Here is a 15,316-nt window from a genome sequence, read left to right on the forward strand (position 1 = left end):
CCCGCCGCCCCCATTGATCTTTGGTATGATGTTCCTGCCACCCAGTGTTTTTTCCTGAGTGGTGCCCTCGCGCAAGATCTAAACGATGCCGGCTTTGGGAAGGCTTTGCACCTGTCCCAGCTGCGTAGTAATGTTTAAGAGCAGCTAAAGCGATCTTCTCAACCTTTTTTGCGCTAAATTGAATATAGCGAAACCGGCTTTCATTATGCGCCTCTTCTGCGAGCGCCACCAGTGCAGGAGAATCAGTGCGACTTGAAACCAGCCGAAAGCTAATTGAGTTTCGAGTGATTTTTGCGGTGGTTGGGGTTTTCAAAACAGTGGCCTTTATGTTTCCTAAACCTAAAAAGGGTTTAACAAAGTTCGCCCGATCAATTCAATTGTAAGCGGTGTCAGTCCTTCTTGTCAAAGCTCCACGGCATGAGCTCATCGGTACGTGCGCTTGGATGTCCTGCTGCGATGGCCTCCAAAGTTGCCTTTAGGTAGGCGTATGGCTCAACGTCGTTGAGCTTGCAGGTCTCGATGAGGGAGGCGATGCGCGCCCATGTTCTGCCACCTTCGTCATGGCCCGCGAACAGGGCGTTTTTGCGGTTCAGAGCAATGGGACGAATGGCGCGCTCGACAATGTTGCTGTCCATCTCGACGGAACCGTCATCAAGAAACAACTTCAGGCCGCCCATGTATTTGGCGATATAGGAGAGCTTCTCGCCAAGGCCGGCTTTTGCGGAGCTCCGGGATCTCTGTGTTTTGAGCCAAATCTCAAAGTCATCCATCAATGGTTTGGTTTGTTCTTGGCGTGCGGCCTTGCGCTGTTCAGCCGATTGCCCTCTGATCGCTTCCTCAATCTTGTAGAATTTCGCAATGCGCTTCAGTCCTTCACCGGCAATGGGCGAACCATCGCGATCATGGACCTCCTTAACGCTCCTAAAGATCCCGCCGTTTGCCCCCAGCGTGTGCGGATCAATTTCGATCTTATACTGGTTCAGTCGCCGCCTAATCGACGCGAGTGCAGAGGAGATGACACATCTGGGCCTCGTCTGGTTAATGCTGCATGAGCTGCATCATTTTGAAATGGGACATTTCGAGTTTGCAGGGCGGCTTTGTCTGACCGAGGCGCATGCGCCGTCTTCGTTTGGTGTCGTATCAAGAGCGAAATCACAACCCTCGCCAGCATTGGCGCAGATCGATGCGGATGATCTGCCCAAGGTCGAACCTTGTCTGGAGATGCAGGCAGATCATGACGCCATAGAAATGTTGATTGACGCGTACGCGCTTTCAAAAGGTGGAAGGTCTCCTTCACCAAATCAGCAACCTAAATAAGATCGGAGCCGCTGCGATGGAAAGCGATTTGAAAATCCCCAACTTGGATAAAGCACACGACACGTTACACGAAATCATCCACCGCCTAGCCTCCGAAGCATTGGAACACCTAGAAAAGTTCGAGAAGATGGATAGCGTCAAACACCCTTAAAGGGCCTCAAAGCACCGCTTTTTCTTGGACGCATAGGATGGCGCATAAGAGAAAATATTGCACCCCAACCCATTGTTATTAAAGGGTTAGTGGCGGACAGACAGGGATTCGAACCCTGGAGACGGTCTCCCGCCTACACACTTTCCAGGCGTGCGCCTTCGACCACTCGGCCACCTGTCCGTGGCGCTGGGTGTAGCCAAAACTATAGGGTATGCGCAAGAGGCAAATCGCGCTTTTCTGCAAGAGATTACCCAAGCAACAAACAGGCACCACTTTGGGGTGCCTGCACGCGTCGTTTAGGTAGTGCTGCCTTTCTTTGACGGCTTGTTTGGACCAGCCTTTTGAGGGGCTTTGGTCGGGGCCGCAGGAGCCGCCTGAGGGGGAGACAAAGCCTCGGGGTTGCGCAGCCATACGTCGCGTTGCGCGAAGGGTATCTCCAGCCCCTCCTCCGCGAACCGCCGTGCAATCTCATGGTTCATGTTCGAGGTCACCGACAGCGAATAATTGATGTCACGCAACACGGCCCTGATCTCAAAATCCATCGAATCCGCCCCAAATCCGCGAAACAATACGGATGGCGGCGGGCTAAGGATGACCAGCGGCTCGGCCTCGGCAATTTCGCGCAAGACGGCTTCAACCTTTTTGGTATCGCTACCGTAGGCCACCCCAACCGGCAGAATGATACGCCCCGTCAGATTGCCTTTGGTCCAGTTGGTCACCGAGGTGGAGATCAGGTCCGCATTGGGCACAATCACATCACGGCGATCAAAGGTCTCGACCCGCGTGGCCCGCACCGAGATATCGCGCACGACCCCCATTGTGTCGCCAACTTCGATCCAGTCACCTTCGGAGATCGGGCGCTCGATCAACAAGATGATGCCCGACACAAAGTTCGAAACGATAGTCTGCAAGCCAAAGCCGATACCAACCGACAAGGCCCCTGCCACAATCGCCAGCGACGACAGATCAATGCCCGCACTGGTGATCGCGATGACAGCAGCCAAGAAAATCCCCACATAGCCCGCGCCCGACACAATGGCGTTCCGCCCGCCTGTATCAAGCTTGGTGCGTGGCAAGATTTGCGTCTTCAAGCTGCTTTGCAACAGGCGCGTCAGCCCATAGCCAAGCGCGAAGACCACTGCGAACTTTAGAAAATCCACCGGCGAGATACGGCTTTCACCCAAAGGAACCCCAGCGGAAATGACGGCCCACGCCTCGCTAAGGTCGGTGACCTGCGCGCCCCAAATCAGCGCCAAGATCGGCAACGAGCAGATTGCCAAGGCGAAGCCCACAAGCACTGGGATCAACCCTTTGCTGCCCGCATCTTCCCCGCGGATCATCGCATAGATGTCACGCACCAGCCTTTGCAATATCGCGACACCAGCCAGCAACGCCAGCGTCAGATAGCTGGAAAAGACCAGCGCGTTGCCTGCAAACGTATAACCGATCACCGCCAAAACGGGGCCCACAACCGCCACGAGTCGAGCAGCACGGCCCAAGTAGCGCACCACCACCCCAGCCGAAGCATCGGCTGCTGACATGGCCCCATCCGCGCCCTCGGCTTCTTCAGTAGCCAAAGCTTGCTGCGCCTTTGCTGACACCACCAGCAATTGCGCGATACGGAACAAGAACAGACCTGCAATCACAATGACAGGAAGGCCCAGAACGGAGGCTGCAGTCTCGGACAACAGCCCCATCCCCAACAGGCCGGAGATCGCGACTTCAAAACCAATCAACAGGCCAGAGATGTTAATCATCAAACGCAATTGCAGCGCCTGTCCTTGCGTCAGAACCAGCAATGGATGCGGTGGGTAGGCAGGTGGTGCAATCTGGCGACCAAGCCATCGAGCGATGTAGCAGATCGTGGCCCCAATGACGCTAACATCCAACACCAATGTGCCTACGCTACCCGTCAATTCGCTTTGCTCAATGGCCTCGCGAAGCATCAACATACCAACAATCGGCAGCACCAGTGCCACCAGCGAGGTGATGAACACCCCAACCCGCACACGGGCGCGGCTGGCGTGGCGACTACCGCGCAATGCCGATGTCCCACGTTCAACCCACAGGCCTCCTCGCACGACCAAGGCCAGACCGATCAGAACCAGAACGGCAATCAGCGGCAAGCTCCCTTTCAGCGTCTCAGCGCGCAGGGGGGATTTGAAGTTTGCCTTCACTTCCGAGACGACGCCTTCCCAGATACTTGCCAAGGAGATCACAGTCTCTGGCCACAAAGCGGGGTTCACCGGTGTGGGGTTTAGTTCCAGAATTTGGGTGGTCTGGCGGTCACGCACGATACTATCGAGCCGCGAAATCAGCCCGTCCGCACGTGCATAAGCCTCCTCGGCCCTGCGCACAGGCGCGGTTTGAGCGTCCAGCTCGATGTTCAACTCGGCACGTCTGGAGGCTATTTCCTCCGCTTCTTCGCCCTCTTCTGGGACGGGGCCAAGCGCGTCGATTTGATCCTCTAAGGTCTCAATCTGCTCACTGTTGGCCCCTTGCCTGCGGGTGAACAGTTCGCGCCAAGACGACAATTGCTCGCGCAGCGCTTGCAGCCCTTCGACCGAGGCGCGGTTGGCCACCAGCACCTCGTCGGCGCGAACGGCGTCGCGGTCCCAAGCCTCGTAATCGGGCGCCCCTGTCTCGGTTGCGATGGCCTGAGCCAACGCCACACCCTGCCCCGACACCGTGGCCACACACACTGTCAGCGCAATGAGAAACGCGCGCAAAATATTCATGTCTAGTTCCTATTCAAAGACGTCAGGCATGGGTTGGGCGTCTTTCGCCAGCCACTCAGGAAATGGCAGGCCCTTTTCCTTCAAGAACTCTGGGTTCCATAGCTTCGACTGATACCGCGTGCCGTAGTCACATAGCACCGTCACAATGGTATGGCCCGGCCCCATATCTTTGGCCATGCGCAGCGCACCCGCGACGTTGATGCCCGAGGACGCGCCAAGGCACAGCCCCTCATCCGCCAGCAGGTCAAACACCACCGGAAGCGCTTCTTCATCGGAGATTTGGTAGGTGTAATCAGGGGTGAACCCGTCCAAGTTTTTGGTGATGCGCACCTGCCCGATGCCCTCCGCGATGGAGCCGCCGTCCATAGTCAGCTCCCCCTTGGTGTACCAATCATACAGCGCAGCACCCATCGGGTCGGCGATGCCGATTTTGACGCCCTTGGGCTGCAACGCCATCGCCGTGCCCGCCAATGTGCCGCCAGAGCCAACCGCGCAGATAAAGCCATCGACCTTGCCGTCGGTTTGCGCCCAAATCTCAGGGCCAGTGGTTTCAATATGCGCCTGACGGTTCGCCACATTGTCGAACTGGTTGGCCCAGATCGCGCCATTTGGCTCGGTCTTGTTCAGCTCATTGGCCAGACGTTCCGAATAACGCACAAAGTTGTTGGGGTTGCGGTATGGGGCGGCGGGCACTTGGACCAGCTCCGCGCCCGCAAGGCGCAACATGTCTTTCTTTTCTTCGCTTTGCGTCTCGGGGATGACGATAACGGTTTTGAACCCCATAGAGGCCCCAACCAGCGCCAAGCCAATGCCCGTGTTACCCGCCGTGCCTTCAACAATCGTGCCACCCGGTTTCAACGCGCCAGAGGCAATTGCCTCGCGAATAATGTACAACGCTGGTCGGTCCTTGACCGATTGGCCGGGGTTCATGAACTCGGCTTTGCCCAAAATTTCACAGCCCGTTGCCTCACTGGCCGCATTCAGACGGATCAATGGGGTGTTGCCCACCATATCTGCTAGATTTTTGTTGATGGTCATCCGTGACAACTCCTGTTCAGCGCTTGGCCTTTGATAGGCACCACGCGAGCCGAACTCAAGCGTCCGTTGCAGCCTTGCGCAGCCGATCTCGCTCACGTTCCAGATACAGGGCGCAAATCAACAGTGGGCCATTTTGAACCTCGCCGCTGCGCACCGCGCCCATAAGCGTCTCAAACGGGATCACCAACGAGCGGATATCCTCCCCCTCCGACGCCAAACCACCGTGGCCTGCAGCACTGTCAGGAATATCAGCAAGCCCTAAGAAGCAATACAGGTATTCACTAAAGGCCCCCGGTGACGGGTAGTAATTAGCAACTGATAACAGCTCCTTAAGCGACAATCCGACTTCCTCTTGGGTTTCACGGTGTGCGGATTCTTCAGGGGTTTCGCCCCCATCAATGCGCCCAGCCACAGCTTCCAGCATCCAAGGGTTCATATCCCCGCGAACATATGGGGCGGGCCGAAATTGCTCGATTAGCATAACGGTGTCGCGGACCGGATCATAAGGCAGGATCACGGAGGCATCGACAGCTATGAAAACCGCCCGCTCAACTTGATTGGTCCCGCCGTCAAAGCGTGGGTGGCTCAAATCCAATTCATCCACTGCAAAAAACTGCGAATACGGTCGGCGTATTGAAGTCAGGCTTACTGCATCTCGCCCCTCACTTTGACGTAAGGCCACGGGGATGTTGTCCGTCTTAGCATTCACCCGAGCTTGGGCCCGCGCCCTGATCGGCCCCAAACGGCGCAACAGATCATCCATGGTGATGCGGCCAAAGAGGCCCATGATCTCATGCGCCGCCTCGCGGGTCATAGCGCCGATCTGGTCTTGCCAAACCGACAGCTCCCACGGCGCAGCTGCCTCAAACTGGTTATCTGACGGCCTGTAGACCTGCGCCTCTCGCCCGCCCGCCAGAACCACAGGCTCCAAGGCGTAGCCGTAAGGGGCCTCGTAATAGTCCAGTCGCGCGACCTGCTCGTGGGACAATTGTTCCAGCAGCAGCCCATGGGCCTGCACGCCGTCACGGGGCAGCAACAAGGGGAAACTTTCTCCGGCGGCAGTAAAGACTTGGTGGTTTTCCAGCACAACGGGTTGCGAAATGGCCACATCGCCCAGCACGATTTCCAGCAATTCAGGATCAGTCAGTGTGCCGAATAGGACGACATCTGCGGGCATGTCTCGCGTGGTCACAGGTGTTACTCAAACTTCCTGTGGGCCCACTCGGACACGATCCCCGCGATAAACCCGCCTCCGACCAAAGTGACCAACACCAACGGGTTCAACAGCAACAGGCCGTATTCCAACATCAGTGCGAACACATCGACCAAGGCCTCCATCGGGCCGTCATATTGAAGACGACGAGACTTCTTTATCATCAAGGCCGCCGCAAAGATGAAAGTCACAGAAATTGTACAAACAACAACAGCATAGAAGCCGGAGTTCATGCTTACGCCGTAGTTATTCCCAACCAATTTCCCCATGATGCGCCACCCAATAACCATTGGAACTAGCGTACAAATCGGCAGCAACCAGCCCGCAGGCTGCCCTTCAGGCAAGGAGGCCCTGACAAATTCCGACGCAAAATACCCCGTCACTGCTAAGATCACTGCAGCAACAAGTTTGGCGGCGGTTGGCATCGTTGAGGTTGTGCTCATGGCGAAAGCTACTCGTTTGTTCTCGGTGTTGTTGGTGTCATGGCACAGTTTCCACGCCAATTCTCAACGGCGCAAGAGGTGGCGTACGATTTCCCTCAACCCTGACCTTAACACCACTATCCCCGCGCCTTATAGGCATCGAGCGCAATCTGGCGCCCCTGCGCTAAGCTGACGACCGGCGCGGGATACTCATCATCTGGCGACAGGTTCCACGCTTTGGGAATGGCCGAGAAGTAATCATCCGCCTGTTGTCCATGGTCCGTGTAAGGCTCCGCTAAGTAGCGCGCACGGTAGCGTCTATCGGGGTCGAACTTCTCGGCCTGCGTATCGGCGTTGAAGACCCGAAAATACGGCGTCGCATCAGGCCCGCACCCCGCCGACCATTGCCAGCCCATCGCGTTGGAGGCCGGATCCCAATCAATCAAGCAGTCCGCAAACCATGCCTGCCCGACCTTCCAATGCGTCATCAGGTGCTTGGTCAGGTAAGACGCCACAATCATACGCCCGCGGTTGTGCATATAGCCCGTTACATACATCTCGCGCATGGCGGCATCGACCAGCTGCACCCCCGTGCGCCCCCGCGTCCACGCGGCGACCTGCGTCGATGTCTCGTCGGTCTTCCAGCCAAAGGCATCCCACTCCTCGCGCCAGTTTTGGTCGATAATGCGCGGCGTGTGATAGGCCAGATGATACGCAAACTCGCGCCAGACCAGTTCTTTCAAGAACACCTCCGCACCGGCTTTGCTCTCATGCAACGCCTGCCAGCCTGCATGCCAACATGTGCGCGGGGAGATTTCGCCGTAGGTCAGGTTCTCCGACAGCATCGAGGTTCCGCGCGTTGCCATTTGATCGCGCGCCGACAGGTAATCCGCAATGTTGTCACCTACGAAGGACTGCAAGCGCGCGCGCGCCGCTGCCTCGCCCACCACGACATGTTGGGCCACAATCTGCGCCCCTCCACGCATATCAGCGCCCATGTTCCACTGTGAAATTTCATCGCTTGCGGGCCACCGTTCGGGCGGCTGCAAGTGGTCTACGGCGGCAAGATCGCGCGGCAATTCTCGGCTGCGTACGGTTTTCCACATCGGCGTGAAGACCTTATAGAACCCGCCGGTTTTCGTCTCTACGATCCAAGGCTCGAACAGCACATGCCCCTTGAAACTTTGCGCCTCCACGCCGTCGCCTTGCAAGCCCGCCTTGACGCCCTTGTCCCGCTCAATTGCTGCCGGATCATAGGCCCGCGACCACCAAACCGCCCCTGCCCCGGTCTCAACCACCAAGTCGCGCAATACCTTGAGGGCAGGTCCACGTCGCAAGATCAAACGCGACCCGATCCCCTCCAGCGTTTTGGCAAAATGCTCCACCCCCAGCCCAAGACGCCACTTTGGGGCCGCGCCATGGGTCTCGACCACCTCATCATGAATGAACACAGGGATAACGGGACGCCCCGTTGCTGCGGCGGCGGTTAGCCCTTCATGATCGGCCAGCCGCAAATCACGTCGCAGCCAGAATAGAATTGGAGTTTGGGTCATAGCACGCGATCTAGCGCGTCGATCAACTGGTCGACTTCGTGTTTGGCCGTGTAATGCACGAAAGATACCCGCAGCACGCCTTTGCTCATGTCGACGCCCATCGCCTCCAACGCGCGGCCGGCATAGAAGTCGCCGCCCCCCGCCATCACGCCCAATGGGGCCAGTTGCGCCGCCACCTCTTCGGCGCTCGATTGCAAGGATAATGCAACGGTCGGTGCCCGCTTGGCGGCCTCAGACGTCCCGATCAACCGCACCGAGTTCTTAGACGACACATAGTCCAACAAAGGTTGCAGCACCCGCACCTCATGCGCGCGCATCAAGTCGTGGACCACAGCCCCCCTGCCCGCAACATCGGCCCCGCCGCCACCGTGATGCGCATACAGCGCGTCGACATAATCCGCCATGCCCGCACTTGCCGCCACTTGCGCGTGGTCAGGCCCCGCAGGGGTGAAACGTTGATACAGATTGCCGCCGTTGAAGTGGTGCCCTTGGTTGGGCAGCGCCATCCCAAGGTCGCGGCGGATGGCCATAATGCCCTGATGCGGGCCGTAGGTTTTATAGGCCGAGAATAGGTAGATATCCGCCCCAAGCTTGCCCACATCCGGTATCCCATGCGGCGCGTAGGACACCCCGTCCACACAGGCAACCGCACCGGCGTCATGCACCATCTGGCAGATGCTCGCCACGTCGTTGATCTCCCCCACCACGTTGGAGCAATGCGGGAAGGCCACCAGCCGCACCTTATCGTCAAGCAAGTTCGCCAAATCCGCGGGGTCCAGATGCCCCGTCTCAGGGTTGATCTTCCATTCGCGCATCTCGAACCCGCGATCCGCCAACCTGCGCCAAGGGCCAGAGTTCGCCTCATGGTCCTGATTGGTCACGATGAACGCATCCCCCGGCTGCATCCACTGCGCGAAGGCTTGAGATAAAACATAGGTGTTTTGCGTGGTGGACGGGCCGAATGACAGCTCGTCCGTGTCGATCCCCATAATCGCCGCCAAGCGCATCCGCGCCTCGTCCATCTCCGCGCCCGCTAGGGTCGAGGCCTCATACGGCGCATAGGGCTGCACTTTTCGCTCGGTGTAGTAACGGGTTAGCCTGTCGATCACTTGGCCGCATGTATAGGAGCCGCCTGCATTTTCGAAGAAGGCTTGCCCCTGCAACGAGGGCACCTCAAACGCAGGGAACTGCGCCCGCACAAAATCCAAATCTAGTGTGGTCATCAGAGCATCCTTGAAAAGTCAAATCTGATGCAGTCTGCCCGTGGTCTGCATAAGTATCAATGCCTCCGCGACCAAACGGTCATCTCGGAAACACGTCGTGACGTGTTAGACGTCGAATTGCATCGAGCGTCGGGGCAAAATCTGAACCAACCCAAGACCAGACGTTCACGAACGGCGCAACGGACGTCCGCTTCGAGCCCACTTTGACAGATGCTGCGCCTTTCCTGAATGGCCGCTTTAATTATTGAGCATGTATCGGGTCGCTCGCTGTGTTGGCATGTTGCTATCTACGTTCCAAACAAAAAAGGAACTAGAAACATGAGCTTTCAAATTCACTCCCTACCAGCTGAGGACTTTGCAGACCTTTTCGATCTCTCCGACGCTGAACTAGCCAATAAGAACGCTTGTCGTCAGATTGTGCAGTCAAAGCCGGGTACACCCTGTCGCGTAAGTATGGCTGATGCCGAAGTGGGTGAAACTGTCATTCTGTTGAATTATGCACATCAACCCGAACAATCGCCTTATAAGGCGACACATGCAATCTTTGTGCGAGAAGGAGCGCCACAAGCCAAGTTGCCTGTTGGCGTTGTGCCAGAGGTTTTGCGATTTCGCGTCATCTCGCTACGACTGTTTGATAGCGATCATATGATGATTGATGCTGATGTGCTGCAAGGTGACGTACTTGCTGATGCGATCGCAACAGCATTCGAAAACGATCAAGTGTCTTATGCCCACTTACACAATGCCAAACCCGGTTGCTTTGCTGCGTCCGTTACCAGAGCATAATAATGGGGTAGTTGGATGAAGCCGCCATTCGCGCAGTCGCAGCGAAATGGCGCTTTGTCCGCCCCCAAAACTTGACCTAGGTCGAGAACAAGGTTTGGTCTGGGTTAAAAATGCATGATGTAGGTCAGTATTGCATGACGCCGCATATCGATGGGAGGTCAGAAAACCCGCTGTCTCGGGTTAAAGATTAGCCGCACTCCACACTCCGCGAAGTCGCTCCTTCGTCTAAAAATCCTGCAATTAATAATTGACTCTTTCTATCGGATATAATTTACCCCCACCAGAGCATGGCATAAGCCCTGCCAAAAATTAGGAGAGACCCATGAATGTCAGATCACTGACGCGGGGTCTTTGCTCCGCTACCGCAGCTATGACGCTATCTTTCGCGTCTGCCACGATCGCCACCGCAGAGACGATTACCGTGACCGACATCGCAGGACGCGTTGTCGAAGTTGAAAAGAACCCATCCAAAGTTGTGATTGGCGAAGGGCGCATGATTTACTCGCTTGCGCTGCTCGATAAGGAAAACCCGTTCCAGCGCGTTATTGGCTGGAAAGACGACATGATCAACTTCGACCCAGACGCCTACCGCGCCTATCTGGCGGCCTATCCAGAGGTCAAAGACCTGCCCAGCTTCGGCAGCCCTTACACCGATGAATGGAACCTAGAGGCGGTAATCTCACTGGGAACCGAGGTCGTCATCATGAACCTCGGCAACCTTCTGAAAGCGCAGGAAAGCGGGATCATCAAAAAGTTGGATGAAGCCGGCATCGCCACCATCTTCGTGGACTTCCGCCAAGACCCAACACAAAATACCGTTCCAAGCTTGCAGCTGTTGGGCCGTGTGTTTGACCGCCGCGACGAGGCTGATGCCTTTGGCGACTTCTACCAAGCGCAGATGAAAGTCATCTATTCGCGCGTGCAAGGCATTGCCGACGAAGACCGCCCCGTCGTCTTCATTGAGCGTGCAGCGGGCTACAACCCGGCTAAGTGCTGCAGCACATTTGGTGGTGCCAACCTTGGGCGTCTTGTTGATCTGGCGGGCGGCCAAAACTGGGGCACACTGAAAACCCCTGGGTATTCCGCGAATGTCAGCCTTGAGGCCATCTTTGCAGATGATCCTGACGTGATCATCGGCACTGGCGCCAATTGGTCGGAAACGAACCCTGCCACAACAGCGGTGCTGTTCGGCTATGAAGCCGATGAAGCCACCGTTCAAACCCGCTTGGCAGCCCTTGCGGCACGTGAAGGCTGGCCTGAGTTGTCCGCCGTTCAGAATGGACGTTTCCACTCGGTCTACCACCAGTTCTACAACAGCCCCTACCATTTCGTCGCCATGCAGGCCTTCGCGAAATGGCTGCACCCTGAGCTGTTTGTAGACGTAGACCCGACCGCCACGATGAAAGAGCTGCACGACACGTTCTTGCCCATCGATTACTCCGGCGTATTCTGGGGCACCCTTCGCGGCGACAGCTAAGTCGAGCGAACAAATCGGCCCCGCGACACGCGGGGTCGTAACCGCCTTTGGAGGGCCTCTTCGTGACAACAGACATTAACGCCGCAGACATGCGGCAAGCATATGGCGCGCAAACCGCCCGCCGCTACGCCATGATCGCAATCGTTGCTGGGCTGCTTCTTGTGAGCTTCTGCCTCGACGTGGCGACAGGCCCGGGCAAATACAGCCTCTCAACCGTGCTTGAGGTCTTCACCGATCCCCTGTCTCATGGCGTGCGCCTGAAGGTGATCGTTTGGGATTACCGCCTTCCCGTTGCCATTACCGCCGTGCTGGTCGGCGCCTTGCTGGCCGTCGCCGGTGCGCAGATGCAGACGATTTTGAACAACCCGCTGGCCGAGCCTTTCACCCTTGGCGTCTCCGCCGCCGCCAGCTTCGGCGCGTCCTTGGCGATTGTTTTGGGCTTTAGCGTGGTGCCCGGTGTGGGGCCGTTGCTGGTCACCATCAACGCCTTCGTCTTCGCGCTGCTGACCTGCGGGTTCATCTTGTTTGCAACCCGCCTCAAAGGGGTTGGCAGCGAGACCATGATCCTATTTGGCATCGCAATCTTCTTCACCTTCTCCGCCCTGCTGGCCTTGATGCAATACATGGCGTCCGAGGACCAAATCGCGCGGATCGTCTTTTGGATGATGGGGTCCCTGAGCCGCGCAAGCTGGGAAAAAATCTCGCTCGGCGCGCTGCTTTTGGCCTTCGCCATTCCCTTCAGCCTGCTGCGCACGTGGCCCATGACCGCCCTGCGCATGGGCGAGGCCACCGCCGAGAGCATGGGCGTAGACGTAGGCCGGTTGCGCGTTGAGATGCTGATCTGCGTCTCCTTGCTGGCGGCAACGGCCGTGTCATTCGTTGGCACCGTGGGCTTTGTGGGCCTAGTCGGTCCGCATATCGCGCGCCTGCTGGTGGGCGAGGACCAACGCTACTTCGTCCCCCTCTCCGCAATTGTGGGCGCATTGGTGATGTCGCTCACCTCGCTGATATCCAAGTCGATCACCCCCGGTGTCATCTACCCAATTGGCATCATCACCTCGCTGATCGGGGTGCCGGTGTTCATATCTATCATTCTTAGCACCCGTCGGGAGAAGCTTTCATGACCCTGTCCATCTCCAACCTCAAAGCCGGATACGGGCGGACCGAAATCTTGCATGACGTCTCGGTCCCCGACATCGAGAGCGGCTCCTTTGTTGGGCTGATCGGGCCGAATGCCTCGGGCAAGTCCACCTTGTTCAAGACCTTGGCGGGGCTGGTGGCCCCAACGGCTGGGCAGATCACCCTTGGTGCCGATGACATCACCCACTTGCAGCGCAAGGACCGTGCGCGGCGCGTCGCCTACATGCCGCAAGCCTTTGGCTGCAACGCCTTGCTAACGGTCTTTGAAAGCGTGCTGCTGGCGCTCAAGCAAACCACGGGCTGGCGGGTGGAGGTCGACAATCTTGACCGCGTGTCCGACACCTTAAGCGCGCTGAACTTGTCCCATCTGGCAGGCCGCGGCGTGTCTGATCTGAGTGGGGGTCAGGCGCAAATGGTGGCCGTCGCGCAAACGATTGTTCGCGCGCCAGAGGTGATCTTGCTCGATGAGCCAACCAGCGCGCTGGACCTGCACCACCAGCTGTCGATCCTGACCTCCATCCGCAACGAGATGGACCGTAAAAAGCCCGTGGTCATGGCCGCCCTGCACGACCTGAACCTTGCGGCAAAATTTTGCGACCGTTTGGTGCTGCTGCGCGATGGCGTCATCCTAGCCGACGGCCCACCCGCGCATATCCTATCCCTGTCTGAGATTGGCAAAACCTACCGTGTGGAAACCGATCTTGAGCACACCAAGCGTGGCGAGCTCTATGTAGACGCCCGCCTGTCGGCATAGCGCCCCGCCTGTGTTTGAACTTGACTGTCTCAGGCAAGTCTTCCACAAAACTCCCAGATGGTTCCGAGGCGCCGAAAATGCGTCTGGGATGAAAAGGGAATACGGTGAGGAGGAGCATATATGCGCCAAATCCGTTACTGCCCCCGCAACTGTAAGCGGTGAGTGCCCCGATGAATGCCACTGAGCCTTTAAGGCTTGGGAAGGCTTCGGGGAAACGCTGATCCGCAAGTCAGGAGACCTGCCATCAACGGTGCCATGTATTTGGGGCCGTCAATGTAACTCAATCCAGACGGGGCGTCTGGCTAGGTGATTGTGATGGCGATACGGATATCCCCGTGGATCAAAACATATCTACCCCGCGTCCCGCGTGATCGCGGAGGGCGATATGCACACACTCTATAAGTTCAGAGTAAATCGTATAAAATTTGAGGTGTAGCTGTTGGGCTGAGCCTAACGCGAATGCCAGATCGCGACTTCACAATCGGATCGATCCCGACTGCTCACTGCGGCGCGGCCCCAGACAGATGTGCGCGACTAGGCGGAAATTCAATCAATATCGCCCTGCATCTCTCCAAAGCAATAACGCGCCTTGCCAAACGGATCAGGTCAGAATAAATAACTTGATATGTTATAACGTAACACAAATTGAAGTTTCAAATCGAGGACCTAATTTTGCATTACCAACCCAGAAGCGCATTGGGACCTCTTGTCATGAAACTCGCTGAGCTTGAGGTAAATGGGGTCAGCTGGTCACCGACCAAAGCCTCCCTGCCCGTTCTTCACCCCACCACCTTCACTGTCGGTGCGGGGAAAGTCCTTGGGGTCGTTGGCCCCAATGGCGCAGGTAAATCGACCCTACTCCGCCTCCTGTACCGGTTCCAAAAACCCCAAACCGGATATGTGCGCGTCGGGGGCCAAGACATCTGGGACATGCCCGCGCGCGATGCGGCGCTGTGCATTGCCGCAGTCTTGCAAGAGCAAGCGTCAGCCTTCGGCCTGACCGTTCGCGAGATTGTCCGATTAGGCCGCACCCCGCATAGATCCCATTACGCCACATCGGGGGCGCGCGACGAGCAGGTCGTAGAACACGTCTTGGGCTTCTTAAACCTTCACCCACTTGCGGACCGCGACTTTGGCACCCTATCGGGCGGCGAGCGGCAACGCGTCATGGTGGCCCGCGCCTTGGCGCAAGAACCGCAGGTCCTTGTCTTAGACGAGCCGACAAACCACCTAGATGTGCGCCACCAGCTTGAGGTGGTGTCGCTGGTGCAAAACTTGGGCCTGACAATTGTGGTGTCGCTGCATGACCTCAACCTCGCGGCGCGGGTGTGCGACGATGTGTTGATCCTCAAAGACGGCCATCCGCAAGGCTTCGGCCCGCCCCAAACGCTGCTAACCGACAGCCTCGTGTCGGACACCTTTCACGTCGATGCGCGCCGCGAACAACTCGCGCCAAGCGGCGCGTCGCATTTCTCTTTCTCCCTCCCTAATTAATAAGGCTTCT

Annotated in this window: 15 protein-coding genes, 1 tRNA gene and 1 riboswitch; of the genes, 7 read left to right on the forward strand and 9 right to left on the reverse strand. The window is 57.4% G+C overall.

The window, feature by feature from the left end; translation table 11 throughout:
* Both ABJN86_RS16605 and ABJN86_RS16610 read right to left on the reverse strand, forming a co-directional pair.
* On the reverse strand, positions 1–313 hold a 313-nt coding region (locus ABJN86_RS16605), incomplete at its 3' end, for a hypothetical protein (RefSeq protein ID WP_348362970.1).
* A gap of 76 nt (positions 314–389) precedes the next feature.
* Complete coding sequence (locus tag ABJN86_RS16610; RefSeq protein ID WP_348363754.1) at positions 390–1,043, reverse strand: transposase; 654 nt, start codon at positions 1,041–1,043, stop codon at positions 390–392.
* Here ABJN86_RS16610 and ABJN86_RS16615 point away from each other — a divergent pair.
* Together ABJN86_RS16615 and ABJN86_RS16620 are read left to right on the forward strand one after the other, a co-directional pair.
* Positions 1,015–1,317, forward strand: a complete 303-nt coding sequence (locus ABJN86_RS16615; protein ID WP_348362972.1) for a hypothetical protein — start codon at positions 1,015–1,017, stop codon at positions 1,315–1,317. The two genes, ABJN86_RS16610 and ABJN86_RS16615, sit on opposite strands and share 29 nt — an antisense overlap.
* Before the next feature lie 16 nt (positions 1,318–1,333).
* Entirely contained in the window at positions 1,334–1,468 is a 135-nt protein-coding gene (locus ABJN86_RS16620; protein WP_348362973.1) for a hypothetical protein, read from the forward strand.
* 90 nt (positions 1,469–1,558) lie between these two features.
* Here the strand turns inward: ABJN86_RS16620 and ABJN86_RS16625 are convergent.
* From ABJN86_RS16625 to ABJN86_RS16655, 7 genes are all read right to left on the reverse strand, one after another.
* Positions 1,559–1,648: transfer RNA gene (locus ABJN86_RS16625), tRNA-Ser, on the reverse strand.
* A gap of 116 nt (positions 1,649–1,764) precedes the next feature.
* A complete protein-coding gene (locus ABJN86_RS16630; protein ID WP_348362975.1) occupies positions 1,765–4,206 on the reverse strand; it encodes a DUF3772 domain-containing protein in 2,442 nt (813 codons plus the stop codon).
* Between the two features lie 9 nt (positions 4,207–4,215).
* Complete coding sequence (locus tag ABJN86_RS16635) at positions 4,216–5,244, reverse strand: cysteine synthase A (protein ID WP_348362976.1); 1,029 nt, start codon at positions 5,242–5,244, stop codon at positions 4,216–4,218.
* Between the two features lie 55 nt (positions 5,245–5,299).
* The gene (locus ABJN86_RS16640) at positions 5,300–6,436 is read right to left on the reverse strand and encodes an NUDIX domain-containing protein (protein ID WP_348362977.1); all 1,137 of its coding nucleotides are present in this window, start codon (positions 6,434–6,436) and stop codon (positions 5,300–5,302) included.
* 5 nt (positions 6,437–6,441) lie between these two features.
* On the reverse strand, positions 6,442–6,900 hold the full coding sequence (locus tag ABJN86_RS16645) for a TrgA family protein (RefSeq protein WP_348362978.1): 459 nt from the start codon (positions 6,898–6,900) through the stop codon (positions 6,442–6,444).
* Between the two features lie 116 nt (positions 6,901–7,016).
* The gene (locus ABJN86_RS16650; protein ID WP_348362980.1) at positions 7,017–8,432 is read right to left on the reverse strand and encodes a deoxyribodipyrimidine photo-lyase; all 1,416 of its coding nucleotides are present in this window, start codon (positions 8,430–8,432) and stop codon (positions 7,017–7,019) included.
* Positions 8,429–9,655, reverse strand: a complete 1,227-nt coding sequence (locus ABJN86_RS16655) for an aminotransferase class V-fold PLP-dependent enzyme (protein WP_348362981.1) — start codon at positions 9,653–9,655, stop codon at positions 8,429–8,431. Before ABJN86_RS16655 ends, ABJN86_RS16650 begins: the two co-directional genes overlap by 4 nt.
* Before the next feature lie 318 nt (positions 9,656–9,973).
* Between ABJN86_RS16655 and ABJN86_RS16660 the strand changes: the two genes are divergently transcribed.
* The 5 genes from ABJN86_RS16660 to ABJN86_RS16680 all read left to right on the forward strand — a co-directional run bounded on the left by ABJN86_RS16660 (position 9,974) and on the right by ABJN86_RS16680 (position 15,306).
* Complete coding sequence (locus ABJN86_RS16660; RefSeq protein WP_348362983.1) at positions 9,974–10,441, forward strand: DUF1203 domain-containing protein; 468 nt, start codon at positions 9,974–9,976, stop codon at positions 10,439–10,441.
* 322 nt (positions 10,442–10,763) lie between these two features.
* On the forward strand, positions 10,764–11,918 hold the full coding sequence (locus tag ABJN86_RS16665) for an ABC transporter substrate-binding protein (protein WP_348362985.1): 1,155 nt from the start codon (positions 10,764–10,766) through the stop codon (positions 11,916–11,918).
* A gap of 62 nt (positions 11,919–11,980) precedes the next feature.
* Entirely contained in the window at positions 11,981–13,042 is a 1,062-nt protein-coding gene (locus ABJN86_RS16670; RefSeq protein WP_348362986.1) for an iron ABC transporter permease, read from the forward strand.
* The gene (locus tag ABJN86_RS16675; RefSeq protein WP_348362988.1) at positions 13,039–13,812 is read left to right on the forward strand and encodes an ABC transporter ATP-binding protein; all 774 of its coding nucleotides are present in this window, start codon (positions 13,039–13,041) and stop codon (positions 13,810–13,812) included. Before ABJN86_RS16670 ends, ABJN86_RS16675 begins: the two co-directional genes overlap by 4 nt.
* 41 nt (positions 13,813–13,853) lie before the next feature.
* Positions 13,854–14,073: riboswitch (cobalamin riboswitch) on the forward strand.
* A 450-nt stretch (positions 14,074–14,523) separates the two neighbouring features.
* On the forward strand, positions 14,524–15,306 hold the full coding sequence (locus tag ABJN86_RS16680) for an ABC transporter ATP-binding protein (RefSeq protein WP_348362990.1): 783 nt from the start codon (positions 14,524–14,526) through the stop codon (positions 15,304–15,306).
* The last annotated feature ends 10 nt before the right edge of the window (positions 15,307–15,316 follow it).

The sequence above is a fragment of the Litoreibacter sp. genome, assembly GCF_039974535.1.
GTDB lineage: Bacteria > Pseudomonadota > Alphaproteobacteria > Rhodobacterales > Rhodobacteraceae > Litoreibacter.